Consider the following 22,738-nt stretch of genomic DNA (forward strand, 5'->3'; position numbering starts at 1 on the left):
GACTGTTTATCAAAAACACAGCACTCTGCAAACACGAAAGTGGACGTATAGGGTGTGACGCCTGCCCGGTGCTGGAAGGTTAATTGATGGGGTCAGCCGCAAGGCGAAGCTCTTGATCGAAGCCCCAGTAAACGGCGGCCGTAACTATAACGGTCCTAAGGTAGCGAAATTCCTTGTCGGGTAAGTTCCGACCTGCACGAATGGCGTAACGACAGCGGCGCTGTCTCCACCCGAGACTCAGTGAAATTGAAATCGCTGTGAAGATGCAGCGTTCCCGTGGCAAGACGGAAAGACCCCGTGAACCTTTACTATAGCTTTACACTGAACGTTGAGTTCGTCTGTGTAGGATAGGTGGGAGGCTATGAAACTGTGGCGCTAGCTGCAGCGGAGCCATCCTTGAAATACCACCCTGTCGTGCTTGACGTTCTAACCTGGGCCCATTATCTGGGTCGGGGACCGTGTATGGTGGGTAGTTTGACTGGGGCGGTCTCCTCCTAAAGAGTAACGGAGGAGCTCGAAGGTACGCTCAGCGCGGTCGGACATCGCGCACTGTGTGCAAAGGCATAAGCGTGCTTGACTGCAAGATCGACGGATCAAGCAGGTAGGAAACTAGGACTTAGTGATCCGGTGGTTCTGTATGGAAGGGCCATCGCTCAACGGATAAAAGGTACTCCGGGGATAACAGGCTGATACCGCCCAAGAGTTCATATCGACGGCGGTGTTTGGCACCTCGATGTCGGCTCATCACATCCTGGGGCTGTAGTCGGTCCCAAGGGTATGGCTGTTCGCCATTTAAAGTGGTACGCGAGCTGGGTTCAGAACGTCGTGAGACAGTTCGGTCCCTATCTGCCATGGGCGTTGGAGATTTGAGAGGGGCTGCTCCTAGTACGAGAGGACCGGAGTGGACGAACCTCTGGTGTTCCGGTTGTCACGCCAGTGGCATTGCCGGGTAGCTATGTTCGGAAGCGATAACCGCTGAAAGCATCTAAGCGGGAAGCGCGCCTCAAGATGAGATCTCCCGGGGCACAAGCCCCCTGAAGGAACCATGTAGACTACGTGGTTGATAGGTCAGGTGTGTAAGTACAGCAATGTATTGAGCTAACTGATACTAATGATCCGTGCGGCTTGACCATATAACCTCAAGTTGCCTTGGCTTTACGACAGCGTCGTAAGAGCATCCAAGTGCACGCTACGTCACAAGAACTATGCGAGGCTGGCGCCTTGTCCCCCGGGACGAGTGCGACTCTCCAAAAGCCTCCCTGGTGAAATTAGCGCTGTGGAACCACCCGATCCCATCCCGAACTCGGAAGTGAAACGCAGCTGCGCCGATGGTAGTGTGGCTCAAGCCATGCGAGAGTAGGTCATCGCCAGGGTTTATACCCAAAACCCCGCTGCTCACGCAGCGGGGTTTTTTCTTATTAAGTGAAGGCACTGCATTTTCCGGGTCCCTTCCGCCCCACGGGCAAGATCGCGAAGCTGGCGCTGCAAGCGCTGCTGCAACCGTCTCCCTGGTGAAATTAGCGCTGTGGAACCACCCGATCCCATCCCGAACTCGGAAGTGAAACGCAGCTGCGCCGATGGTAGTGTGGCTCAAGCCATGCGAGAGTAGGTCATCGCCAGGGTTTACACCCAAAACCCCGCTGCTCACGCAGCGGGGTTTTTCTTTGCGTGCAGAAAGTGCGGGTACGGCGTTACATCGCCCGGTAGATCCACGCCATGCGTGGATGCCCTCTGCGAGGAACCATGGCGCCCACCAAGTCAATGGCGGACCGCACAAAAAAAGCGGCGCCCCGTGGGGCGCCGCTCTGCTCTCAACGAAGTTCAGTCGAGCATGGCCGACTTACTTGGCCGGGTCCTTGTCCTTCATCATCGCGTCGCGGGCCGCCTTGAACGGATTACCTGCGTACCAGTTCGGCCAACGATCGCCACCGGCCAGTTCCTTGCCCACGCCGTACATCAGCTGCAGGTCTTCGACAGTGCCGTCCAACTTCCAGGTGGCCGCGTCGAATTCGTCCTTCGGGCCGTGGTAACGGTTGGCGCCGTAATCCGCCGCGGCCTTGCGGCCCGCTTCCACGCCCCCCTCGCGCAGGTCTTCGCCGCCATCGGCGTACAGGGCCGGCACACCGGCCTTGGCGAAGTTGAAGTGATCGGAGCGGAAGTAGAAGCCGCTCTGCACCGAGGTCTCACCGTGCAGGGTGCGGTCCTGGGCGGCGGCCAGCGGCTTGAGGATGTCCTCCAGCTCCGAGCTGCCGAAGCCGGTGACGGTCACGTCCTTGGCACGGCCGGCCACCGACATCGCATCGATGTTGATCACACCGGCGATCTTGTCCAGCGGGAAGGTCGGGTGGGCGACGTAGTACTTCGAACCCAGCAGGCCGGATTCTTCCAGGGTCACGGCCAGGAACACCACCGAGCGCTCCGGCTTCGGCTCCTGATGCGCCATGGCTTCAGCCACCTCAAGGATGCCGGCCACGCCGGTCGCGTTGTCGACCGCACCGTTGTAGATGTTGTCGCCGGTCTCACCCTCATGCTTGCCCAGGTGGTCCCAGTGCGCCATGTACAGCACGGCTTCGTCGGCACGCTTGCTGCCCGGCAGCACGCCGACCACGTTGCGCGACTGCTTCTGTGCGATCTGGCTCTTCAGGTCGACCGCAGCGGTGGCTTTCAGCGGTACCGGCCTGAAGCCGCGCTTGCTGGCGTCCTTGTAGGCCTGGGCAAGGTCCAGGCCGGCACCGGCGAACAGCGCCTTGGCCGCGTCGGCGCTCAGCCAGCCCTGTACCGGGATACGCGCTTCCGGATCATCCTTGGCGGGCAGGTCGTACTGTGGGCCGGCCCAGGAATTCTTCACCACGTCCCAACCGTAGGACGCGCCGGCGGTGTCGTGCACGATCAGTGCGGCAGCAGCGCCCTTGCGGGCGGCTTCTTCGAACTTGTAGGTCCAGCGGCCGTAATAGGTCATGCGCTTGCCGTCGAACAGCTTCGCGTCATCGACGTGGAAGCCCGGGTCGTTGACGAACATCACGACCGTCTTGCCCTTCCAGTCCTGCCCGGCGTAATCGTTCCACTTCTGCTCCGGCGCATCCACGCCGTAGCCGACGAACACCAGGTCGCTGGCATCGACCTTCACCTCGGCCTGGCCGGTACGGGTGCCTACCACCATGTCGGTGCCGAACTTCAGTTCGGTGGTCTTGCCGCCCTGGGTGATCTTCAGCACGGTCGATTCGTCGGCCGTGGTCTCGGTCATCGGCACGTCCTGGAACCAGCTGTCGCCATTGCCGGGCTGCAGGCCGATACGCTGCATCTGGTCGCGGATGTAGTTGACCGTCAGTTCTTCGCCCTTGCTGCCCGGGGCGCGGCCTTCGAACTCATCCGAAGCCAGGGTCTTGACCATCTCGGCGAAGTCCCCGGCGTTGATTTCCGGGGAGAACGGATGGGCGGCCGGCTTCGCGGCAGCGGTATCGGTGGCCGGCGTGGCTGCCGGGGTGTCTTCGCCTTTGCAGGCACTGAGCGCGGCCGCGGCGGCCAGGCACAGGAGGAGTTTGCGGGGCATCGTCGATTCCTGGAGAACAAAGGGCGGTCGCACCTCATGCGCGACCGGTAAACGGGAGTATCACCGAACCAGCAGGTTCGACGGATTCAGTCGGCCGGCGCGGTTTCGGTATCGAACGGGATCGGCTCGGCACCGGTGACCGGGCCGATGCGCGCGGTGCGATGCACGTACAGCACCACCTCGCGCTCGAACTGCAGCGGGCCACTGACCACCGCGTTGGGGCCGATGATCACGCGCGGCTTGCGGCTGGCGGTCAGCGAGACACTGAAGTTCGGCTTGCGCACATGCACGCCGCCGTTGACCTGCGAACCGATGCCTACGGTGATGTCACCGTTGACGGTCTCCACGTCCTTGCCGACGCGGCTTTCAACCAGGCCGATGCCGCCGTTCACGGTCTCGACGCCGCCTTCGATCTGGCTGCCGCGATCGGTGAAGATGCTGCCGTTGACGGTGCTCACGCTGCCGCTGGCGATCACTTCGCGCCCCAGGCGGACACCGCCGTTGACCGTTTCGATCTTGCCGGTGCGCGCACGGTCGGCGACCTTCACCCCGCCGTTGACGGTGTCGATGCTGCCGGTCTCGACGCCTTCGCCGACGCGGATGCCGCCGTTGACGGTGTCCAGCTTGCCGTAGCGCTGGCCCGGTTCGGCGCTGATGCTGCCGTTGACCTTGCTGATGTTCTCCTGGGCGCAGACCGGCCCGGTGACCAGCAGTACGCCCAACAGCAGCGGAATGGAAAGAGTTTTCATGGGGACCTCGATGGATGTGCGGCTGGCAGGCCGCGTGCGGAGATGTCACCATTCCCCGGTACCTCCCGCAACTGCCTGAAGTCACTGGAAAGCCCTTGCGCGACAACGCCTTCCCATCACGCCGACATCACATCGCCGCTGCGCGCGGCGGGCGCTGCCTGCTGCTGGGGCTGGTCCTGGCGCTGGCCCTGCCGCTGCCGGGCGCCGCGCAGACCACCCGCGAGACCGAGCGCAAGCTGCAGAAGCTGCGCACCGAGCTGAAGGGCGTGGCGCAGGAACGACGGCAGATCGAGGGCCAGCGTGGCCAGGCATCCCAACTGCTGCGCGAGGCCGACGAGAAGGTGGCCCGCAGTGGCCGCGCCCTTGCGCAGACCGAGACGGCCCTGCGCGAGCAGAACCAGGCGCTGGCCGAAGCCGAACAGCGCCGCGGCACACTGCAGGCCAATCTTGCCCAGCAGCACCGCGAACTGGCCGGCCTGCTGCGCGCGGCCTACCAGCTGGGCAACCATGCACCGTTGAAGCTGCTGCTGTCGCAGGACACGGTGGCTGACGCCAATCGTGCGCTGGCCTATCACCGCTACCTGCAGCGCGAACGTGCGCAGCGCATCACCACGCTCACCGCCGACCTGAAGGAACTGGAAGCGCTGCAGGCGCAGATCGCCGAGCGCAGGCAGAAGCTGCAGGGGGCGCAGCAGGACCAGAAGCAGCAGGCTGCGACGCTGGCGGCCGACCGCCGTGACCGCGCGCAGACCGTGGCCTCGCTGGAAGAACGCTTCAAGGACCAGCGCGAGAAGGAACAGGCACTGGGCCAGGATGCCAAGGCGCTGGAAACGCTGCTGGCCAATCTGCGCGCCGCTGCTGCCCGGGCCGAAGCCGAGCGTCGTGCGGCGGCACGTCGAGCTGCCGCCGAAAAGGCTGCTGCCGAGCGGGCCGCACGCCAGGCTGCCGCACAGGGCCGGCCGCCGCCGCCAACCAAGGTTCCGCCTGCGGTGGCGTCGGCACCGGCACCGAAAGTCGGTGGCCTGGGCTGGCCGTTGTCCGGCAACCTGCTGGCCCGCTATGGCGGCAAGCTGCCCGATGGCCGTACCAGCAGCGGCGTGCTGATCGGCGCGCCGGCCGGCAGCACGGTTACCGCCGTGGCCGACGGCACCGTGGTGTTCTCCGACTGGATGACCGGCTACGGCATGATCCTGATCGTCGACCACGGCAATGGCTATATGAGCCTGTATGCCCACAACGACACCCTGCTGAAGGATGCCGGCGCACGGGTCAGCCGCGGTGATGCGGTGGCCAAGGTCGGCAATTCCGGTGGCCAGGGCGTCACCGCGCTGTACTTCGAGCTGCGTCGTGGCGGGCAACCGGTCAACCCGGACAGCTGGCTGCAGCGGCGCTGAATCCCGGCTCGCCACGTGCGGGCTGGATTCAACGGGAATTTAGCTGTGCTTCGCGCATAATCGGTGCATGTGCCTTGGGCACCATGCCACCGTCGACAGGAGTGATCCATGCGCGCAGCCCGTACCGCCACCCTCTTGCTGGCCCTGTTGCCAGCGCTGTCCTGGGCGCAGCAGAGCGCGCCCGCCCCGAGCCAGGAAACCAGCGGGCAGGCAGCGAACAGCGAGGAGGCGGTGACTTCGAAGGTGCCGCTGGAAGACATCCGCCGTTTCGTGGCCGTGTACAACGCGGTGCGCGCGGCCTATGTCGACCCGGTCGATGACAAGAAGCTGATGCAGTCGGCCGTGCGTGGCCTGCTGCTCGACCTCGATCCACACAGCACCTACTTCAACAAGGAAGACGCGCAGGCCTTCGACGAGCAGGCCAATGGTGCCTACGAGGGCATCGGCGTGGAGCTGCAGCAGCAGCCGGACAACGCCAGCATGAAGGTGATCTCGCCGATCGACGACACGCCGGCGGCCAAGGCCGGCATCCTCGCCGGTGACCTGATCATCGCCATCGATGGCAAGCCGATCAGTGCGATCGATGCCAGCGAGCCGTTGCGCGGCCCGGCCGGCAGCAAGGTGGTGCTGACCATCGTGCGCGAAGGCAAGCCGAAGCCCTTCGATGTCAGCCTCACCCGGCAGACCATCCGCGTGACCAGCGTGCGCAGCCGCCTGCTGGAGCCCGGCTATGGCTATATCCGCCTGAGCACCTTCCAGGCCGATACCGGTTCGGACTTCCAGAAGCACGTGCAGCAGCTGCAGAAGCAGTCCGGTGGCCAGCTCAAGGGCCTGGTACTGGACCTGCGCAGCAACCCGGGTGGCCTGCTGACCGCCGCCGTACAGGTGGCCGATGATCTGCTCGACAAGGGCAACATCGTCAGCACCCGTGGCCGCATCAGCATCAGTGATGCACGATTCGACGCGACCCCGGGCGACCTGCTGAAGGGCGCACCGGTGGTCGTGCTTGCCGATGCCGGTTCGGCCAGCGCATCGGAAGTACTGGCCGGCGCGCTGCGCGACAACAAGCGCGCACGCGTGGTCGGCAGCCGCACCTTCGGCAAGGGCTCGGTGCAGACCGTGCTGCCGCTGGACAACGGTGATTCGGTGAAGCTGACCACCGCGCGCTATTACACGCCCAGCGGCAAGTCGATCCAGGCCACCGGCATCGTGCCGGACGTTGAACTGAAGCCCGCCGCCACGCCGGCCGAGGATGCACTGCCGGCCAGCCTGAGCGACTACAGCGAAGCGACCCTGCCGGGCCATCTGCGCGGCGACGACGAAGGAACCGAGGGCTACCACGCCGGTGCGGTGCTGCCGGGCGATGGCCCGATCAACGACGCGCTGGCCGAGCTGAAGAACCCGGGTTCGGTGGCTGCACGGTTGAAGGCCGAAGCGGCAAAGGCGGATGCGGCCAAGGCCGCGAAGGCCGGTGCGGCGAAGCCGGAAGCCAAGGTCGAACCGAAGGCGGGGAGCAAGCCGGAAGCAAAGCCCGTACCTGCACCCGCCAAACCCTGACGGTAGCGCCGGGCCGTGCCCGGCGATGAAGCCCCGGTCGATCACGCTCCATGCTACGAACGGGCGGGTGAGCGTGGTGCCGGCCAGCGGCCGGCACTACCCGGGGTCAGAAACCGTGGCGCTTGCGCAGCCGGCGCGCGATAGCCGCGCGCACGTACACGCCATACAGCAGGCCGAACAGGAAGCCGCCGATGTGCGCCCACCAGGCCACCATGCCGAAGCTGGGGCCGATGTGGGCGAACACCACCTGCAGCGCGGCCCAGACGCCGATGAGCAGGTAGGCCGGGGCCCGCACGAACTCCAGGAACAGGCCGAGCGGGATCACCACGCCCAGCCGCGCGCCCGGGAACAGGGCCAGATAGGCGCCGATCAGCGCCGACACCGCGCCACTGGCGCCGATGATGATCTGGTCCGGGCTGCCCATGGTGTAGATCGCTACCAGGTTGGACACCGCACCGCCGACCAGGAACAACAGCAGCAACCGCCATGGCCCGAGCACCCGCTCGGCGGGCAGGCCGAAGATCAGCAGGAACACCAGGTTGCCCAGCAGGTGCGACCAGTCGGCGTGCAGGAACAGCGCGGTGAACAGGCGCAGCACGCTGCCGTCCTGCAGGGTCGCCCACCAGTCCAGCGGGTGGGTCAGGCCGGTGGACAGGGCGCCCCAGTCCAGCCAGAGGCTGCCGCGGGCATCGTCCGGGCGCGAGATCGACCACAGGAATGCCAGCCACAATGACGCGAACAGCACGGGCGTGGCCCAGCGCAGGGCCGCCTTCTTGCGCGACGGGAGGGAGACGAACATGGGCATAAGCCTAGCGTGACGAGGCCTGCGGCGGGGATTGTCCTGTTCAGCTTTTGAGACGAAAAAAGCGCAGGTGCTGTTATTGTTTCATTAACAGCTCTGGGTAATACTCGCATACGGCGTCGTATGTCGGGAGGGGAATCCGGCGCGCTCCGAAGGGCCCCAGGGCCGTCCGGGCGCAGGCGCACTCAGAGCAACATCACCGCTTACCGGAGAGAGAACTACGATGCAAACCGCTTCCACCATCGCCCGTCTGACCCTGCTGGCCGTCGGCGTTGCCGGTGCGCTGGCCGCCGCCGATGCCAACGCCGCCGCCTTCCAGCTGAAGGAAAACAGCGCCAAGGGCCTCGGCCGTGCGTTCGCCGGCTCCACCTCGACCGAAGGCGACGCCTCGGTCATCGCCACCAACCCGGCCTCCATGCGCCTGCTCGACGGCACCATGCTGCAGGGCGACGTCAGCGCCATCAGCTTCGGCGCCAAGTTCCGTGGCCAGGGCAAGTACGCCAACGGCGCTCCGATTTCCGGCGGCAACGGCGGCGACGCCGGCATGATCGCCCCGGTTCCGGCGGCCTACTTCCACCTGCCGTTCGGCGAGAACGACAACATGCACTTCGGCGCATCGCTGACCGTGCCGTTCGGCTTCAAGACCGAATACGACCGTGACTGGGTCGGCCGCTACAACGGCGTCAAGACCGAGCTGCAGGCGATCGACCTGGGCGTCGCGTTCTCCTACGACATCAACCCGTACCTGTCGTTCGGTGCTTCGGTGTTCGCCGAGCGCCTGAACGTCGACCTGACCAGCGCCGTCGATACCGGCACCGCGATCAACGCCAGCGCCCAGCAGAAGGCCGCCGCTGCCGTTCTGGCCGCCGGTGGCACCGCCGCCCAGGCTGCCGCCGCCTCGCGTCAGGCCGCCGTGGCCATGGCCCAGCAGGGCTTTGCTCCGGGCACCGCCGATGGCTACCTGCGCATCAAGGGTGACGAAGTGTCGATGGGCTACACCCTGGGCATGACCGTCAGCCCGGTGGAAGGCACCAACATCGCCTTCAGCTACCGTTCGCAGGTCAAGCACAAGATCAACGACGGCAAGGCCGACTTCACCATTCCGGGCAATGCCGCGACCTTCCTGGCCGCCGCCGCACCGGGCACCTTCATCGACAGCAAGGGTCGTGCCTCGATCACCCTGCCGGCCAGCGCCACCATCGGCTTCACCCACCGCGTGGACGACCAGTGGAAGATCATGGCCGAAGTCACGCGTACCGCCTGGAGCAAGTTCGACCAGGTTACCGTCGACTATGACTCCAACCAGCCGGACAGCGTGCTGCCGTTCCACTACCGCGACACCACCTTCGCGTCGATCGGTACCGAGTACCGCATGAACGAGAAGCTGACCCTGCGCGGCGGTCTCGCCTACGACCAGACCCCGACCACCGATGCCCATCGCGACGTGCGCGTGCCGGACACCACCCGCAAGTGGCTGTCGCTGGGTCTGACCTACGCGGCTTCGGACAAGATGGAATACAGCGTGGGCTACACCCACCTGTTCACCAAGGATCCGAACGTCACCTCGACCTCGGCCACCGGCAACACCGTGACCGGCAAGTACAAGGTCAGCGGCGACGTGCTGGCGGCTTCGATGCAGTACAAGTTCTGATTCGGGCGATTGCCTGAAGCAGTACGAAGGAGGCCCCGCGCGAGCGGGGCCTTTTTTTGTGGGAAGGGTCCGGGCCATCCACGCATGGCGTGGGTCTGCCGGGTTGTCCACGCAGCGCACGGATCCACGACAATAGCGTCATGAACCTGTCCGACCCGAACTTCCAGCTGGAGCTGGCTGCCAACATCGCCGTCGCCGGCTCGATCCTGCTGGCCGGCCGCAACAACGTGCACACCTGGTGGCTGGGCATCGTCGGCTGTGCCTTGTTTGCCGCCGTGTTCGAACGATCGCACCTGTATGCGGACATGGTGCTGCAGTTCTTCTTCATCGCCATCAGTGTGCTGGGCTGGTGGCAGTGGCTGCGCGGCGACCATGGCGCGCCGCTGCCGATCACTTCGTTGCGGCTGCGGGCATGGGCCTGGCTGGCGCCGCTGGCGGTGGTGGTCACGTTCGGCTACGGCTGGATGCTGACCCGATTGACCAACGCCTATGCGCCGTATATCGATTCGGCGGTGCTGGTGCTGAGTGTGATCGCGCAGATCCTGATGATGCGCCGCAAGCTGGAATCGTGGTGGGTGTGGCTGCTGGTGAACACCGTTGCAGTGCCGCTGTACTACAGCCGTGGCCTGCACCTGACTTCGATCCTGTACGTGGGCTTCTGGATCAACGCGCTGGTGGCCCTGCGCCATTGGCGGCACCTGATGCGCAACGAGGCCAGGGCGGCCGATGCCGCTGCCTGAGCGCGCTGCGCGGGGGCTGGTGGTGGGCAAGTTCTGCCCGCTGCACCTCGGCCATGAACGATTGATCGACTTCGCAGCCACGCGCTGCCAGCAGTTGCTGGTGATCGGCTGGTCGCAGCCGGGTTTTACCGGCTACAGCGCGGCACGTCGCGAGCGCTGGCTGCGTGCGCGCTTCCCGCAGGCGACGGTGGTGGTGCTGGATGACGCGCGGCTGGCGGCATTGTGCACGCAGCACGGCTTGCCAGCGCGCGCGCTGCCGCAGGACAGTGATGACGAACAGGTGCAGCGGGATTTCACCGCGTGGCTGTGCCTGAACCTGTTCGGTGGGCCGGTGCAGGCGGTGTACACCGGCGAGGACTATGGAGACGGCTTCGCGCAGGCGTTGGCCACGCACTTCGGCACACCGGTGCGCCATGAGCGGCTGGAGCGCACGCGAGATGTCGGCCAGGCCAGTGGTACCCAGCTGCGAGCCGATCCACATGCGCATCGGCACAGCCTTTCTGCCGAGGTGTATGCGGCCTACGTGCAGCGCGTGGCGTTCATGGGAGGCGAGTCGACTGGGAAGACCACGCTGGCGCGCGTGCTGGCCGAGCGCCTGGGCACGTCGTGGGTGCCGGAGTACGGACGCACGCTGTGGGAAGCGCAGGGGGGCGAACTGCAGCCCGGCGATCTACTTCGCGTCGCAATGACGCAGCCGCGGCATGAAGATGAGGCTGCGCGGCGGGCGCATCGCTGGTTGTTCTGCGATACCACGCCGCTGGTGACGCTGGGTTACAGCGACTGGATGTTTGGTACGGCACCGGAGGCACTGCGGCAGGCTGCACTGCGGCCGTACGACCTGTTGTTCCTGTGTGCGCCGGATATCCCGTTCGACCAGGACGGCACGCGGGTGGGGGAGGCATTCCGGGCCCAGCAGCATGCGTGGTACGTGCACGAGTTGCAGGCGCGGGGAGTCGAGTACGTGCTGCTGGAGGGCGGCCTGGAAACGCGCATCGCGAGGGTGCGGCACGAGCTGGCCAAGCTTACGGACAGCCGGTTCAGTGTGGCGGCATGATCGTCGCCGGGCATGGCCCGGCGCTACCGGCAAAGCACAAAAAACCCCGCCTTCGCGGGGTTTTTCGTTCACTGCCTGACGCGGGCGATCAGTCGCCCAGGGTCAGCAGCGACGCGTTGCCGCCGGCGGCGGTGGTGTTCACCGTCACCGTCTTCTCGGTGGCAAAGCGCAGCAGGTAATGCGGGCCGCCGGCCTTCGGGCCGGTGCCGGACAGGCCCTGGCCGCCGAACGGCTGCACGCCGACCACCGCGCCGATCTGGTTGCGGTTGACGTAGACGTTGCCGACGTGGATGCCGTTGCTGATGCGGTCGACGGTCTCGTCGATGCGCGAATGCACGCCCAGGGTCAGGCCGTAGCCGGTGGCGTTGATCTGGTCGATCACCGCGTCGAGCTGGTCGCCCTTCCAGCGGATCACGTGCAGGACCGGCCCGAAGATCTCCTTGTGCAGCTGGCCCAGGTCCTTCAGTTCATACGCACGCGGTGCGAAGAAGGTGCCATTGGCGGCTTCGGCAGACAGTTCGGCCGCAGCGATCAGGCGCGCTTCGCGGTCCATGCGCTCGGCATGGTCCTGCAGGATTTTCAGCGCGTCGGCGTCGATCACCGGGCCGACGTCGGTGGACAGCAGGCCGGGGTTGCCGACCTTCAGTTCCTTCATCGCGCCGGCCAGCATGGTCATCACCTTGTCGGCGATGTCGTCCTGCACGAACAGCACGCGCGCGGCCGAGCAACGCTGGCCGGCGGAGGTGAAGGCCGAACCGATCGCGTCCTTGACCAACTGTTCCGGCAGCGCCGAGGAGTCTGCGATGAAGGCATTCTGGCCACCGGTCTCGGCGATCAGCACGCCGATGGCGGCGTCACGTGCGGCCATGGTGCGGTTGATCGCGCGGGCGGTGTCGGTGGAACCGGTGAAGGCCACACCGGCCACGCGCGGGTCGGCGGTCAGCGCGGCACCGACGGTGGCGCCGTCGCCCGGCAGGTACTGCACCACCTCGGCCGGCACGCCGGCGTCGTGCAGCAGCTTCACCGCGTAGTAGCCGATCAGGTTGGTCTGCTCGGCCGGCTTGGCGATGACGCTGTTGCCGGCGGCCAGTGCAGCAGCGACCTGGCCCAGGAAGATCGCCAGCGGGAAGTTCCACGGGCTGATGCAGACGAACACGCCGCGGCCATGCAGCTGCAGCTCGTTGGATTCACCGGTCGGGCTCGGCAGCTTCTCGGCGTGGCTGAACTGCTCGCGCGCCTGCTTGGCGTAGTAGCGCAGGAAGTCCACCGCTTCGCGCACTTCGGCGATGCCGTCGGGCAGGCTCTTGCCGGCTTCCTTCACGCACAGCGCCATGAACTCTGGCATGCGCGCTTCCAGCTGGTCGGCGGCGTGCTCGAGGATGGCGGCGCGGCTGGCGGCCGGGGTGCGGTTCCAGGCCGGCTGGGCGGCCACGGCATTGGCCAGCGCCTTCTGCACGGTGGCGGCATCGGCGGCCTGCCACTGGCCGACCACTTCGCCGGTGTCGGCCGGGTTGGTCACCGGCAGCGCGGCGCCGGCCGGGTTCGCACCCGGTACCAGCGGGGCGGCCTGCCACGGCTTCACGGCGGCGTTGAGCTGCTCGGCCAGGGCGCGCAGTTCGTTGTCGTTGGCGAGGTTGGCGCCCATGGAGTTCTTCCTGTCGTGGTTCTGGCTGCGCAGCAGGTCTACTGGCAGCGGGATCTTGGGATGCGGAATCGAAGCGAACGAGGCGACCATCTCGACCGGATCGCGGATCAGGTCGGCGATCGGCACGCGCTCGTCGGTGATGCGGTTGACGAAGCTGGAGTTGGCGCCGTTTTCCAGCAGGCGGCGCACCAGGTACGGCAGCAGGTCTTCATGCGAACCGACCGGGGCGTACACGCGGCAGGGTAGGCCCAGGCGATCGGCCGGCACCACTTCGGCGTACAGGTCGTCGCCCATGCCGTGCAGCTTCTGGTGCTCGTACACGCCACCGTTGGCGATGCTGCGCACGGCCGCGATGGTGTGCGCGTTGTGCGTGGCGAACATCGGGTAGATCGCGTCGGCATGGGTGAACAGGCGCTTCGCGCAGGCCAGATACGACACGTCGGTGTTCTGCTTGCGGGTGAACACCGGGTAGCCCGGATAGCCTTCGATCTGCGCGCGCTTGATCTCGGCATCCCAGTAGGCGCCCTTGACCAGGCGCACCTGCAGGCGGCGACCGGCGCGGCGCGCCATGTCGGCCAGGTGGTCGATCGTGTACGGTGTGCGCTTCTGGTAGGCCTGCACGACCACGCCGAAGCCATCCCAGCCGGCCAGCGAGGCGTCGGAGAACACCTGCTCGATGATGTCCAGCGACAGTTCCAGGCGGTCGGACTCTTCGGCGTCGACGGTGCAGCCGATGCCGTAGCTCTTGGCCAGCTGTGCCAGTTCCAGCACGCCCGGCACCAGGTCCTTCAGCACGCGCTCGCGCTTGGCGTGCTCGTAGCGCGGGTACAGGGCCGACAGCTTGATCGAGATGCCCGGCGCGTTGTTGACGTCGCCCTCCGGGCGGCCGCCGCGTGCCTTGTGATCGCCGCCGATGGCGTGGATCGCACGACGGTAGTCTTCCAGGTAGCGCAGCGCGTCCTTCATGGTCAGCGCGCCTTCGCCGAGCATGTCGAAGGAGTAGCGGTAGTCCGCGTTGTCGCCCTTGTGCGAGCGCGACAGCGCCTCGCTGATGGTGCGGCCCATGACGAACTGGTGGCCCATGATCTTCATCGCCTGGCGCACGGCCAGGCGCACCACCGGCTCACCGACGCGGCCGACCAGGCGCTTGAACGCGCTGGGCGCATCGGCGCGGGTGGCGTCGTTCATCTGCACCAGCTTGCCGGTCAGCATCAGGCCCCAGGTGGAGGCGTTGACCAGCACCGAGTCGCTGCCGCCCAGGTGCTTTTCCCAGTCGGCATCGGCCAGCTTGTCGCGGATCAGCTTGTCGGCGGTGTCCTGGTCCGGAATGCGCAGCAGCGCTTCGGCCACGCACATCAGCAGCACGCCTTCTTCGCTGCCCAGGTCGTACTGGCGCATGAAGGCTTCGATCGCGCCCTGGTCCTTGGCGCGCACGCGCACGCGGCCGACCAGGTCGGCGGCCAGCGCCTGCACCTTGGCCTGTTCCTCGGCGGGCAGGCGGGCCTGCGCGAGCAGCTCGCGGACGTGGCTGGCCTCGTCCTTCAACCAGGCATCGGTGATGGCCTGGCGGAACGGGTTGGGGGGCGCCGGCAGTTCCGGCGAAAGCAGCGCGCCGGGACGCGGGGCGTCATGGGCGGCAGGGGAGGGGGAAGGTGCGTTCATGCCGGTCCGGCCAGTGGAAAACTTGGCGATTTTAATCATTTTTGCCGGTTGCGGAAGTGCCCCGCAGCCACCTTCGTGAAGTGCTGATAGCCCCTAGCGGCAGCGGATTCAGCGTGTTCAGGCAGTGCGCCATTAATTGTGCTGAATTCGTCATCCGTGCCGCCGACCCCATGCTGTGTTGCAGCATGGGAAAAAGTGTGAATGCACCCTTGCTACCGGCGAGAGGGCGGGGCTACCATCGAGACGTTTCCCGCGGCAGGAACGCGGTTGCGACATGATCGAGGTGCTTCCAGCTCCGGATGGGTCAGGTACGCAGCTGCGGCTGCGTCCCCCACGGGCGCTCGATGCCCGGCAGTTCGTCCTGTTGTTCACCGTGTTGTCGGGTGCGATGTGGCTGGTGTCCGCCCTCGGGTGGTTGGCCGGCAATGCATTCGCCCCCCTGTTCGCGCTGCTGTACAGCCTGTTGCTTGCAGCGGCACTGCGTGCCTTGTGGCGCAGTGGTGAACGGCAGGAGGAGATCCGGGTAGTCCCGGCGTACGTGGAGGTCATCCCCGTACCCGGTGGATCGCCGGTGTTCCGGGCCCACCCTCACTGGGTGCGCCTGCTCACCGACGATGAGAGGGTCCGGCTGGCATCCAGCGGCCGGCAGGTGGAGGTGGGGAGTTTCCTCGCGCCGGCCGAACGCCAGACGCTTGCAGAGACACTTGAAAGCTTGCTCGCCGCCAGCGATGGCGGCAACCGACGACGCTAAGGGTCTAGGCAATGAAGCAAAGCAGCAGGTGGGGCACGAAGTGCGTTGCAGCGGTCGCCGCCATGGTGGCCGGGGGACTGGTTCCGGTGTTGGCCTGGGCCCAGGCGGCCGATCCCAAGCCGTGGCAGCTGAACATGGGCAAGGGGGTGACCCAGACCTCGCGCCTGGCCTGGGAATCGAACAACCTGTCGTTGATCATCTGCACGGTGATCGGCGTCATCGTGTTCGGCGCGATGGCCTACGCCATCTTCAAGTTCCGCAAATCCAAGGGCGCGGTCGCCGCCACCTTCAGCCACAACACCAAGGCCGAGATCATCTGGACGGTGATCCCGGTGATCATCCTGATCGTGATGGCGTGGCCGGCCACGGCCAACCTGATCAAGATGTACGACACCCGCGATGCCGAAATGACGGTGAAGGTCACCGGCTACCAGTGGATGTGGAAGTACGAATATCTCGGCGAGAACGTCACCTTCACCAGCCGCCTGGACCGCGAGTCCGACCGCGTGCGGCAGAGCGGCATCGTGCCGACCCGCGAAAGCCACCCACACTACCTGCTGGACGTCGACAACCGCCTGGTGCTGCCGGTCGATACCAAGGTGCGTTTCGTCATCACTTCCGATGACGTGATCCACGCCTGGTGGGTACCGGCGCTGGGCTGGAAGCAGGACGCCATCCCCGGCTTCATCAATGAAGCCTGGACCAGCATCGAGCAGCCCGGTGTCTACCGCGGCCAGTGCGCCGAGCTGTGCGGCAAGGACCACGGCTTCATGCCGATCGTGGTCGAGGCGGTGTCCAAGGAGGAATTCAAGCAGTGGCTGGCGCAGCGCAAGCCCGTGCCGCCTGTTGAGCCGGCGACGCCTGCGGTACCTGCCGAACCGACGGCACCGGCGGGCGAGGCACCGGCTGCGCCTGCTGCTGCAGAAGCGGGCAGCGTACCTGCCACCGCGGCCAGCGGAGCGTGATGTAAAGCCCGCGGCCGTTCGCGGCTGCGGTGACAACCGATTCTGAGAGGTGTTTTGCAATGGCGCACTCGGCAGTTGGGCACGACGATCACCATCACCAGCAGAGTTTCTTCGAGCGTTGGTTCTTCTCGACCAACCACAAGGACATCGGCACGCTGTACCTGGGTTTCAGCTTCATCATGTTCATCATCGGCGCGGCGATGAGCGTGGTGATCCGCGCCGAGCTGGCGCAGCCGGGCCTGCAGTTCGTCAAGCCCGAGTTCTTCAACCAGATGACCACCGTGCATGCGCTGGTGATGATCTTTGGCGGCGTGATGCCGGCCTTCGTCGGCCTCGCCAACTGGATGATCCCGCTGCAGATCGGCGCGCCGGACATGGCGCTGCCGCGCATGAACAACTGGTCGTTCTGGCTGCTGCCGGTGGCCTTCAGCCTGCTGCTGCTGACCCTGTTCCTGCCCGGTGGTGCACCGGCCGGCGGCTGGACGTTGTACCCGCCACTGTCGCTGCAGGGCGGCTACAACGTCGCCTTCAGCGTGTTCGCCATCCACGTGGCCGGCATCAGTTCGATCATGGGCGCGATCAACATCATCGCCACCGTGCTCAACATGCGTGCGCCCGGCATTGATCTGCTGAAGATGCCGATCTTCTGCTGGGCCTGGTTGATCACCGCCTTCCTGCTGATCGCGGTGATGCCGGTGCTGGCCGGCGCGGTGACCATGCTGCTGACCGACAAGTTCTTCGGTACCAGCTTCTTCAACGCCGCCGGTGGCGGTGACCCGGTGATGTACCAGCACATCTTCTGGTTCTTCGGGCACCCCGAGGTCTACATCATGATCCTGCCCGCCTTCGGCGTGGTCAGCGAAATCATCCCGACCTTCAGCCGCAAGCCGTTGTTCGGCTACCAGGCCATGGTGTACGCCACCGCCGCGATCGCGTTCCTGTCGTTCATCGTCTGGGCCCACCACATGTTCACCGTGGGCATGCCGCTGGGCGGCGAGATCTACTTCATGTTCGCCACCATGCTGATCTCGATCCCGACCGGCGTGAAGGTGTTCAACTGGGTCAGCACGATGTGGCGTGGCTCGCTGACGTTCGAGGCGCCGATGCTGTGGTCGGTGGCCTTCGTCATCCTGTTCACCATCGGTGGCTTCTCCGGCCTGATGCTGGCCATCGTGGCGGCGGACTTCCAGTACCACGACACCTACTTCGTGGTCGCGCACTTCCACTACGTGCTGGTGACCGGCGCGGTGTTCGCGCTGATCGCCGCGGTGTACTACTGGTGGCCGAAGTGGACCGGGCGCATGTACAGCGAGAAGTGGGCCAAGGTGCACTTCTGGTGGTCGATCGTGTTCGTCAACCTGCTGTTCTTCCCGCAGCATTTCCTCGGCCTGGCCGGCATGCCGCGCCGTATTCCCGATTACAGCGTGGCCTTCGCCGACTGGAACCTGATCAGCTCGATCGGTGCATTCGGCATGTTCGTGACCCCGTTCATGATGGCGGCGATCCTGCTGTCCTCGCTGCGCAACGGCGAGAAGGCCGACGCCCGTTCCTGGGAGGGTGCGCGCGGCCTGGAGTGGACGCTGCCGTCGCCGGCACCGGCGCACACCTTCACCACGCCGCCGACCATCCGCCCGGGAGATCTGGCGCATGACGACATCACGCATTGAGGTGGGGCATGCATAACGAGAGCCCGCTCCCGATCGGCAGCGTCGAGCCAGGCCCGACTGACGAAAAGCAGCCGACCAGCGTTCGGCTCTACCAGGGCGGAAGCATCGAACAGCAGCGCCAGCGTGCGAAGCGCACGGCGATGTGGGTCGGCGCCATCGCCGTGCTGGTCTACGTCGGCTTCATCCTCAGCGGCGTGATCGGCCGATGAGCGAGGCGCCGGCCAGCACACCGTCCCGCAGCGCCGGGCTGCCGCGCCTGATCGGTGTGGCGGTGGCGGTGTTCCTGCTGACGTTCTCGCTGGTTCCGCTGTACCGCATCGCCTGCGAAAAGGTGTTCGGCGTGCGCCTGGAGCGCGGCCCCGGTGGCGAAGCCAGTGCGGGTGCGGCGTCTGGCAAGCGCACTGTGCGCGTGGAGTTCGATGGCGGTGTCAATTCCCGCCTGCCGTGGTCATTCCACCCCGAGCAGTTGACCATGGACGTGGTGCCCGGCGAACTCAACGAGGCGCTGTACTTCGCCCGCAATGACAGCCAGCAGGCGGTGGTTGGCAGCGCGGTGCCTTCGGTAGCGCCGGCGCGCGCATCGGGCTTCTTCAGCAAGACCGAATGTTTCTGTTTCACCGCGCAGACGCTGCAGGCCGGCGAGAAGCGCGACATGCCGGTGCGCTTCATCGTCGATCCGGACCTGCCGCCGGAAATCAAGACGATCACCTTGTCCTACACCTTCTACCGCAACGACGCGCTGTCCGATCGGCTGGCCCCGGCCGCCACCTCGGAAGGCGCGCACGCTGCTCCCTGACCCGGATACCGACATGGCCCAGACACCGACCGATGCCAACGTGTACTTCGTCCCGGCCCAGAGCAAATGGCCGTTCGTGGGTTCCATCGCGATGATGGTGACCATGGTGGGCGTGGCCAGCTGGCTCAACGATGCCAGCTGGGGACGCTGGACGTTCTACATCGGTATCGCGATGCTGGTGCTCACCCTGTTCTGGTGGTTCAGCGACGTGGTGCGTGAATCGCAGGCGGGCAACTACAACCACCAGGTCGATGGCTCGTTCCGGATGGGGATGATCTGGTTCATCTTCTCCGAAGTGATGTTCTTCGGCGCGTTCTTCGGCGCACTGTTCTACACCCGCAACCTGGGCCTGTCGTGGCTCAGTGGCGAAGGCCGCGGCGTAATGACCAACGAGCTGCTCTGGCAGGGCTATTCCGCCGGATGGCCGACCAATGGCCCGGCCGCGATCGGTGGCGCGTTCCAGACCATCCCGGCCTGGGGCCTGCCGCTGATCAACACCCTGATCCTGCTCACCTCCGGCGTGACCCTGACCATCGCCCACCATGCGCTGAAGGCCGGCAACCGCCGCCAGCTGCTGATCTGGCTGGGCCTGACCGTGGTGCTCGGCCTCGGCTTCCTGACCCTGCAGGCGGAGGAATACATCCACGCCTACAAGGAACTGAACCTGACGCTCGGCTCCGGCATCTACGGCTCGACCTTCTTCATGCTGACCGGCTTCCACGGCGCGCACGTGCTGCTGGGCACGATCATGCTGATCGTGATGTGGCTGCGCTCGGCCAAGGGACACTTCACCCGCGACAACCATTTCGGTTTCGAAGCCGCCGCGTGGTACTGGCACTTCGTCGACGTGGTGTGGCTGATGCTGTTCCTGTTCGTCTACGTGCTCTGACCGCGCACGCATCGGTGGCTTCAGCCGCCGATGCCGTGCGGTTTGATCCAGCCCATGTAGATGCTCACGATCACCAGCAGGATCAATGCCACCGACACCGCGATGCGGCGGGTCAGTGCGTTGACCGTGCGCTTGGTCTGGCCGCGGTCGACCAGCAGGTAATACAGGCCCGCGCCCAGATTCCAGACGATGACGATCAGAAACGCGATTACCAGCAGGGTCTTCAGCGAATCACTCATGCGCGGCTCGAGGGCAGGGTGGATGCGCCTATATGACCGCGTTTGCGCGGACTTGTCATGATGCGCCAGCACACGCGCGTGATCGGATGGCTGCTGGCGATGCTGGCGATGGCCGGTTTCAGCGCATTGGGGCTGTGGCAGCTTCAGCGCATGCATGCCAAACAGGCAATGTTGGATGCGCAGGGGCCAGCTGTAGCGCAGGCGCTGCCGCTGGCGCAGGCCCTGGCGGCGCCCGGCGCGTTGCACGGCGTGGCCGACCACGGCCGCTTCCTGCCAGGCATGGTGCTGCTGGACAACCAGACCCGGCATGGCCGCGCCGGGGTGAAGATCTATCGTCCGTTCCGCAGTGACGATGGCAGCGTCCTGCTGGTCGATCTCGGTTGGCGTGCGTTGCCGCCGGATCGCACGCTGCCGGACATACCGGCGCCGCCTTCGCCGGTGGCCGTACGTGGTCTGCTGGCGCCGCCGCCGTCAGCGGGACTGGCACTGGGCCCGGCGTTCTCCGCCACTGGTGAGGCCGGGCGTTGGCTGGCCAGCCGTTTGCCGGCCGAAGGCCTGGCGCGCGCGCTGGGGCTGCAGACGCTACCCGACCGCGTGCTGCGGCTGGACCCGGCGCTGCCATTCGGCGACGAGCGCGATCTGGACCTGCTGCCGAACACGCTGCCGCCGCAGCGCCACCTGGGCTACGCCGTGCAGTGGTTCGGGCTGGCCCTGACCGTGCTGGTGGTGGCCGTGGTGCTGGAGCGGCGCAGGAGACGCCCCATCGCCCGGTAGTGCCGGCCGCTGGCCGGCATCCCCCGGAATCCTGGATGCCGGCCAGCGCCCGGCACTCCTGGGCCACCACACCCGCAACCCCTACCCAACCATGAGAAAATGCCCCGCATGAACACTGCTACGTCCCCGCAGGCGCGCGGTTCCGGCCGCCGGACCCTGGTGCTGCTGTTTGCCGTGTTCTTCGGGGCGATGGCGCTGGCCGCCGTGCTGCGCTTCTCCGGCTGGCAGCCGACCGGGCACCGCAATACCGGCCAGCTGCTGAAGCCGCCGGTGGACCTGCGCCAGCAGGCGCCAACCCTGGCCAGCGGCCAGCCGTATCCCTGGAACCCCGAGGCCCGTACTTGGCGACTGCTGGTGGCCCCGCCTGGCGCCTGCGACGCGCAGTGCGTCACTTTGTCGCAGGGACTGGGCAAGGTGTGGCAGCTGTTCGGCCATAACGCCGATAATGTCGAGATCCTGTGGCTGGGTACGCCACCGGCGTCGATCGCCTCGCTGCCCGCGCTGCGGCCGCTGGCTCCGTCGCCAGCCCTGCGCGCGGCGTTGCCGGGCGTCGATGATCCGGCGGGACTGCCGGTCTACGTGATCGATCCGAACGGCTTCGTGATCATGCGCCATGCCCCGGGTTCCGACCTCGGTGGCCTGCGCAAGGACATGGCCACGTTGCTGAAACTGAAGTGAGTCCCGTTTGATGAGCCTTTCCGCGCGTCCGGCGCTGCACCGCAATTTCCACCGCCTGGCGTGGTTCGCCATGATCATGACCGCAAGCACGATCATGTTCGGCGCCTTCGTGCGCTTGTCCGATGCCGGCCTGAGCTGCCCGGACTGGCCGACCTGCTATGGCCAGGCCACCTGGCCGCAGCACGTGGAAGAGACCATCGGCCACCCGGCGGCGGAGATCCGCCCGCTGGAGACCCACAAGGCCTGGCGTGAGCAGGTGCACCGCTTCCTGGCGGGCGCGCTGGGCATCGAGATCCTGACCCTGGCCCTGTTGGCCACGCGCAAGCGGCGATTCGGAAGCACGGCGGTGGTGACCGCCTGCGTACTGGTGGCCGCCGGCATACCGCTGTACATGATGGGCTGGCACGGCACCGCCAGTGCCCTGGCGTTGATCGGCGAGGCGATCCTGCTGATCGCCGCGCTGCGCTGGAGCAACATCGATCTCGCACGTGCGGCGCTGCTGACCCTGGCGGTGGTGATCTTCCAGGCCCTGCTGGGCATGTGGACGGTGACCCTGCTGCTCAAGCCCATCGTGGTGATGGGCCATCTGCTCGGCGGCATGCTGATGTTCGGCCTGCTGGTGTGGATGGCCTGGCGTGCGACGCACATGCCGATCACCCTGGCCGAAGCGCCGAAGCTGAAGTGGCTGCTGCGCATCGGCGTGGCGGTGCTGGTCACCCAGATCGCGCTGGGGGGCTGGGTCAGCGCCAACTACGCCGCACTCGCCTGCGGCGGTGGCAGCGCCTCGCTGGACAACTTCCCGCGCTGCGCCAACCAGTGGTGGCCGCAGCACAACTTCGTCGAAGGCTTCACCCTGTGGCGTGGCATCGGCGTGGATTACGAAGGCGGCGTGCTGGATGGCGCCTCGCGCATCGCCATCCAGATGGCACACCGCCTGTTCGCGGTAGTGGTGGCCGTCTACCTGCTGTGGCTGGGCGTGCGCCTGTTCCGGTTGCCGAGCATGCGTGGCTGGGCCAGCGCGCTGATCGCGCTGCTGGTGCTGCAGGTCACCCTCGGCATCCTCAACGTGAAGCTGGCGCTGCCACTGGAAGTGGCGGTGGCCCACAACGGCGTGGCCGTTGCCCTGTTGTTCGTGCTGGTCAGCCTGCTGGCCCGCCTGCGTGCCCCGGACTGAT

Annotated in this window: 19 protein-coding genes and 3 rRNA genes (1 of these 22 cut by a window edge); 17 read left to right on the forward strand and 5 right to left on the reverse strand. The window is 66.2% G+C overall.

Annotated features, from left to right (window positions below):
- The 3 genes from CCR98_RS01755 to rrf (CCR98_RS01765) all read left to right on the forward strand — a co-directional run.
- A 23S ribosomal RNA gene (locus tag CCR98_RS01755) occupies positions 1-1,133 on the forward strand (it extends 1,747 nt beyond the left edge of the window).
- A gap of 125 nt (positions 1,134-1,258) precedes the next feature.
- Positions 1,259-1,373 (forward strand): 5S ribosomal RNA (rrf, locus tag CCR98_RS01760).
- Between the two features lie 134 nt (positions 1,374-1,507).
- Positions 1,508-1,622 (forward strand): 5S ribosomal RNA (gene rrf, locus CCR98_RS01765).
- A 218-nt stretch (positions 1,623-1,840) separates the two neighbouring features.
- On the opposite strand, the gene CCR98_RS01770 is transcribed toward rrf (CCR98_RS01765), so the two are convergent.
- Together CCR98_RS01770 and CCR98_RS01775 are read right to left on the reverse strand one after the other, a co-directional pair.
- Positions 1,841-3,550 carry a M28 family metallopeptidase gene (locus CCR98_RS01770; RefSeq protein ID WP_087921275.1) on the reverse strand — a complete coding sequence of 570 codons (1,710 nt, stop codon included), beginning with the start codon at positions 3,548-3,550 and terminating at the stop codon, positions 1,841-1,843.
- A gap of 86 nt (positions 3,551-3,636) precedes the next feature.
- Positions 3,637-4,299 carry a hypothetical protein gene (locus tag CCR98_RS01775; RefSeq protein WP_087921276.1) on the reverse strand — a complete coding sequence of 221 codons (663 nt, stop codon included), beginning with the start codon at positions 4,297-4,299 and terminating at the stop codon, positions 3,637-3,639.
- Between the two features lie 95 nt (positions 4,300-4,394).
- On the opposite strand from CCR98_RS01775, the gene CCR98_RS01780 reads away from it, so the two are divergent.
- Together CCR98_RS01780 and CCR98_RS01785 are read left to right on the forward strand one after the other, a co-directional pair.
- Positions 4,395-5,693: a peptidoglycan DD-metalloendopeptidase family protein gene (locus CCR98_RS01780; RefSeq protein WP_087921277.1), complete on the forward strand. Its 1,299-nt coding sequence runs from the start codon at positions 4,395-4,397 to the stop codon at positions 5,691-5,693.
- A 108-nt stretch (positions 5,694-5,801) separates the two neighbouring features.
- A complete protein-coding gene (locus CCR98_RS01785) occupies positions 5,802-7,250 on the forward strand; it encodes a S41 family peptidase (RefSeq protein ID WP_087921278.1) in 1,449 nt (482 codons plus the stop codon).
- Positions 7,251-7,356: 106 nt separating this feature from the next.
- Here the strand turns inward: CCR98_RS01785 and CCR98_RS01790 are convergent, their stop codons facing one another.
- Positions 7,357-8,049 carry a rhomboid family intramembrane serine protease gene (locus tag CCR98_RS01790; RefSeq protein WP_014035716.1) on the reverse strand — a complete coding sequence of 231 codons (693 nt, stop codon included), beginning with the start codon at positions 8,047-8,049 and terminating at the stop codon, positions 7,357-7,359.
- A 226-nt stretch (positions 8,050-8,275) separates the two neighbouring features.
- Here CCR98_RS01790 and CCR98_RS01795 point away from each other — a divergent pair, with 226 nt between their 5' ends.
- The 3 genes from CCR98_RS01795 (at position 8,276) to CCR98_RS01805 (ending at position 11,497) form a co-directional block, all read left to right on the forward strand.
- Positions 8,276-9,703: an outer membrane protein transport protein gene (locus tag CCR98_RS01795; protein WP_087921279.1), complete on the forward strand. Its 1,428-nt coding sequence runs from the start codon at positions 8,276-8,278 to the stop codon at positions 9,701-9,703.
- A gap of 140 nt (positions 9,704-9,843) precedes the next feature.
- Positions 9,844-10,443 carry a nicotinamide riboside transporter PnuC gene (pnuC, locus tag CCR98_RS01800; RefSeq protein ID WP_087921280.1) on the forward strand — a complete coding sequence of 200 codons (600 nt, stop codon included), beginning with the start codon at positions 9,844-9,846 and terminating at the stop codon, positions 10,441-10,443.
- Positions 10,430-11,497, forward strand: coding sequence for an AAA family ATPase (locus CCR98_RS01805; protein ID WP_087921281.1), 1,068 nt, complete (start codon positions 10,430-10,432; stop codon positions 11,495-11,497). Before pnuC ends, CCR98_RS01805 begins: the two co-directional genes overlap by 14 nt.
- 88 nt (positions 11,498-11,585) lie before the next feature.
- Here CCR98_RS01805 and putA read toward each other — a convergent pair whose 3' ends face one another.
- On the reverse strand, positions 11,586-14,804 hold the full coding sequence (putA, locus tag CCR98_RS01810) for a bifunctional proline dehydrogenase/L-glutamate gamma-semialdehyde dehydrogenase PutA (protein ID WP_087921282.1): 3,219 nt from the start codon (positions 14,802-14,804) through the stop codon (positions 11,586-11,588).
- A gap of 274 nt (positions 14,805-15,078) precedes the next feature.
- Here putA and CCR98_RS01815 point away from each other — a divergent pair, with 274 nt between their 5' ends.
- From CCR98_RS01815 to CCR98_RS01840, 6 genes are read left to right on the forward strand one after another with little or no spacing between them, the layout of a single operon-like run.
- Positions 15,079-15,555, forward strand: coding sequence for a DUF2244 domain-containing protein (locus CCR98_RS01815; protein ID WP_087921283.1), 477 nt, complete (start codon positions 15,079-15,081; stop codon positions 15,553-15,555).
- 11 nt (positions 15,556-15,566) lie between these two features.
- Positions 15,567-16,520 carry a cytochrome c oxidase subunit II gene (coxB, locus tag CCR98_RS01820; protein WP_087921284.1) on the forward strand — a complete coding sequence of 318 codons (954 nt, stop codon included), beginning with the start codon at positions 15,567-15,569 and terminating at the stop codon, positions 16,518-16,520.
- Positions 16,521-16,579: 59 nt separating this feature from the next.
- On the forward strand, positions 16,580-18,187 hold the full coding sequence (gene ctaD / locus CCR98_RS01825) for a cytochrome c oxidase subunit I (protein WP_087921285.1): 1,608 nt from the start codon (positions 16,580-16,582) through the stop codon (positions 18,185-18,187).
- Between the two features lie 8 nt (positions 18,188-18,195).
- Positions 18,196-18,396 carry a hypothetical protein gene (locus tag CCR98_RS01830; RefSeq protein WP_087921286.1) on the forward strand — a complete coding sequence of 67 codons (201 nt, stop codon included), beginning with the start codon at positions 18,196-18,198 and terminating at the stop codon, positions 18,394-18,396.
- Positions 18,393-18,983 (forward strand): cytochrome c oxidase assembly protein, encoded by a 591-nt coding sequence (locus tag CCR98_RS01835; protein ID WP_087921287.1) that lies wholly within the window; start codon positions 18,393-18,395, stop codon positions 18,981-18,983. The genes CCR98_RS01830 and CCR98_RS01835 overlap by 4 nt, the downstream gene beginning before the upstream one ends.
- Positions 18,984-18,996: 13 nt before the next feature.
- On the forward strand, positions 18,997-19,872 hold the full coding sequence (locus CCR98_RS01840) for a cytochrome c oxidase subunit 3 (RefSeq protein ID WP_005407793.1): 876 nt from the start codon (positions 18,997-18,999) through the stop codon (positions 19,870-19,872).
- A 20-nt stretch (positions 19,873-19,892) separates the two neighbouring features.
- Here CCR98_RS01840 and CCR98_RS01845 read toward each other — a convergent pair whose 3' ends face one another.
- Positions 19,893-20,111: a twin transmembrane helix small protein gene (locus tag CCR98_RS01845; protein WP_005412025.1), complete on the reverse strand. Its 219-nt coding sequence runs from the start codon at positions 20,109-20,111 to the stop codon at positions 19,893-19,895.
- Between the two features lie 57 nt (positions 20,112-20,168).
- Here CCR98_RS01845 and CCR98_RS01850 point away from each other — a divergent pair, with 57 nt between their 5' ends.
- The 3 genes from CCR98_RS01850 to CCR98_RS01860 all read left to right on the forward strand — a co-directional run bounded on the left by CCR98_RS01850 (position 20,169) and on the right by CCR98_RS01860 (position 22,737).
- Positions 20,169-20,885 (forward strand): SURF1 family protein, encoded by a 717-nt coding sequence (locus CCR98_RS01850; RefSeq protein ID WP_087921288.1) that lies wholly within the window; start codon positions 20,169-20,171, stop codon positions 20,883-20,885.
- A 108-nt stretch (positions 20,886-20,993) separates the two neighbouring features.
- On the forward strand, positions 20,994-21,563 hold the full coding sequence (locus CCR98_RS01855; RefSeq protein ID WP_087921289.1) for a hypothetical protein: 570 nt from the start codon (positions 20,994-20,996) through the stop codon (positions 21,561-21,563).
- 10 nt (positions 21,564-21,573) lie between these two features.
- Positions 21,574-22,737 (forward strand): COX15/CtaA family protein, encoded by a 1,164-nt coding sequence (locus tag CCR98_RS01860; RefSeq protein ID WP_087921290.1) that lies wholly within the window; start codon positions 21,574-21,576, stop codon positions 22,735-22,737.
- Position 22,738: the final 1 nt, after the last annotated feature.

Source organism: Stenotrophomonas sp. WZN-1 (genome assembly GCF_002192255.1).
GTDB lineage: Bacteria > Pseudomonadota > Gammaproteobacteria > Xanthomonadales > Xanthomonadaceae > Stenotrophomonas.

What these genes read in the sequence shown, in the direction of transcription:
- CCR98_RS01855 (WP_087921289.1), top strand. Translation starts at nt 20,994, where the DNA reads ATGAACACTGCTACGTCCCCGCAGGCGCGCGGTTCCGGCCGCCGGACC.
- putA (WP_087921282.1), bottom strand. Translation starts at nt 14,804, where the DNA reads ATGAACGCACCTTCCCCCTCCCCTGCCGCCCATGACGCCCCGCGTCCC.
- ctaD (WP_087921285.1), top strand. Translation starts at nt 16,580, where the DNA reads ATGGCGCACTCGGCAGTTGGGCACGACGATCACCATCACCAGCAGAGT.
- CCR98_RS01840 (WP_005407793.1), top strand. Translation starts at nt 18,997, where the DNA reads ATGGCCCAGACACCGACCGATGCCAACGTGTACTTCGTCCCGGCCCAG.
- CCR98_RS01785 (WP_087921278.1), top strand. Translation starts at nt 5,802, where the DNA reads ATGCGCGCAGCCCGTACCGCCACCCTCTTGCTGGCCCTGTTGCCAGCG.
- CCR98_RS01860 (WP_087921290.1), top strand. Translation starts at nt 21,574, where the DNA reads ATGAGCCTTTCCGCGCGTCCGGCGCTGCACCGCAATTTCCACCGCCTG.
- coxB (WP_087921284.1), top strand. Translation starts at nt 15,567, where the DNA reads ATGAAGCAAAGCAGCAGGTGGGGCACGAAGTGCGTTGCAGCGGTCGCC.
- CCR98_RS01805 (WP_087921281.1), top strand. Translation starts at nt 10,430, where the DNA reads ATGCCGCTGCCTGAGCGCGCTGCGCGGGGGCTGGTGGTGGGCAAGTTC.
- CCR98_RS01770 (WP_087921275.1), bottom strand. Translation starts at nt 3,550, where the DNA reads ATGCCCCGCAAACTCCTCCTGTGCCTGGCCGCCGCGGCCGCGCTCAGT.
- CCR98_RS01845 (WP_005412025.1), bottom strand. Translation starts at nt 20,111, where the DNA reads ATGAGTGATTCGCTGAAGACCCTGCTGGTAATCGCGTTTCTGATCGTC.
- CCR98_RS01795 (WP_087921279.1), top strand. Translation starts at nt 8,276, where the DNA reads ATGCAAACCGCTTCCACCATCGCCCGTCTGACCCTGCTGGCCGTCGGC.
- CCR98_RS01815 (WP_087921283.1), top strand. Translation starts at nt 15,079, where the DNA reads ATGATCGAGGTGCTTCCAGCTCCGGATGGGTCAGGTACGCAGCTGCGG.
- CCR98_RS01790 (WP_014035716.1), bottom strand. Translation starts at nt 8,049, where the DNA reads ATGTTCGTCTCCCTCCCGTCGCGCAAGAAGGCGGCCCTGCGCTGGGCC.
- CCR98_RS01850 (WP_087921288.1), top strand. Translation starts at nt 20,169, where the DNA reads ATGATGCGCCAGCACACGCGCGTGATCGGATGGCTGCTGGCGATGCTG.
- pnuC (WP_087921280.1), top strand. Translation starts at nt 9,844, where the DNA reads ATGAACCTGTCCGACCCGAACTTCCAGCTGGAGCTGGCTGCCAACATC.
- CCR98_RS01835 (WP_087921287.1), top strand. Translation starts at nt 18,393, where the DNA reads ATGAGCGAGGCGCCGGCCAGCACACCGTCCCGCAGCGCCGGGCTGCCG.
- CCR98_RS01775 (WP_087921276.1), bottom strand. Translation starts at nt 4,299, where the DNA reads ATGAAAACTCTTTCCATTCCGCTGCTGTTGGGCGTACTGCTGGTCACC.
- CCR98_RS01830 (WP_087921286.1), top strand. Translation starts at nt 18,196, where the DNA reads ATGCATAACGAGAGCCCGCTCCCGATCGGCAGCGTCGAGCCAGGCCCG.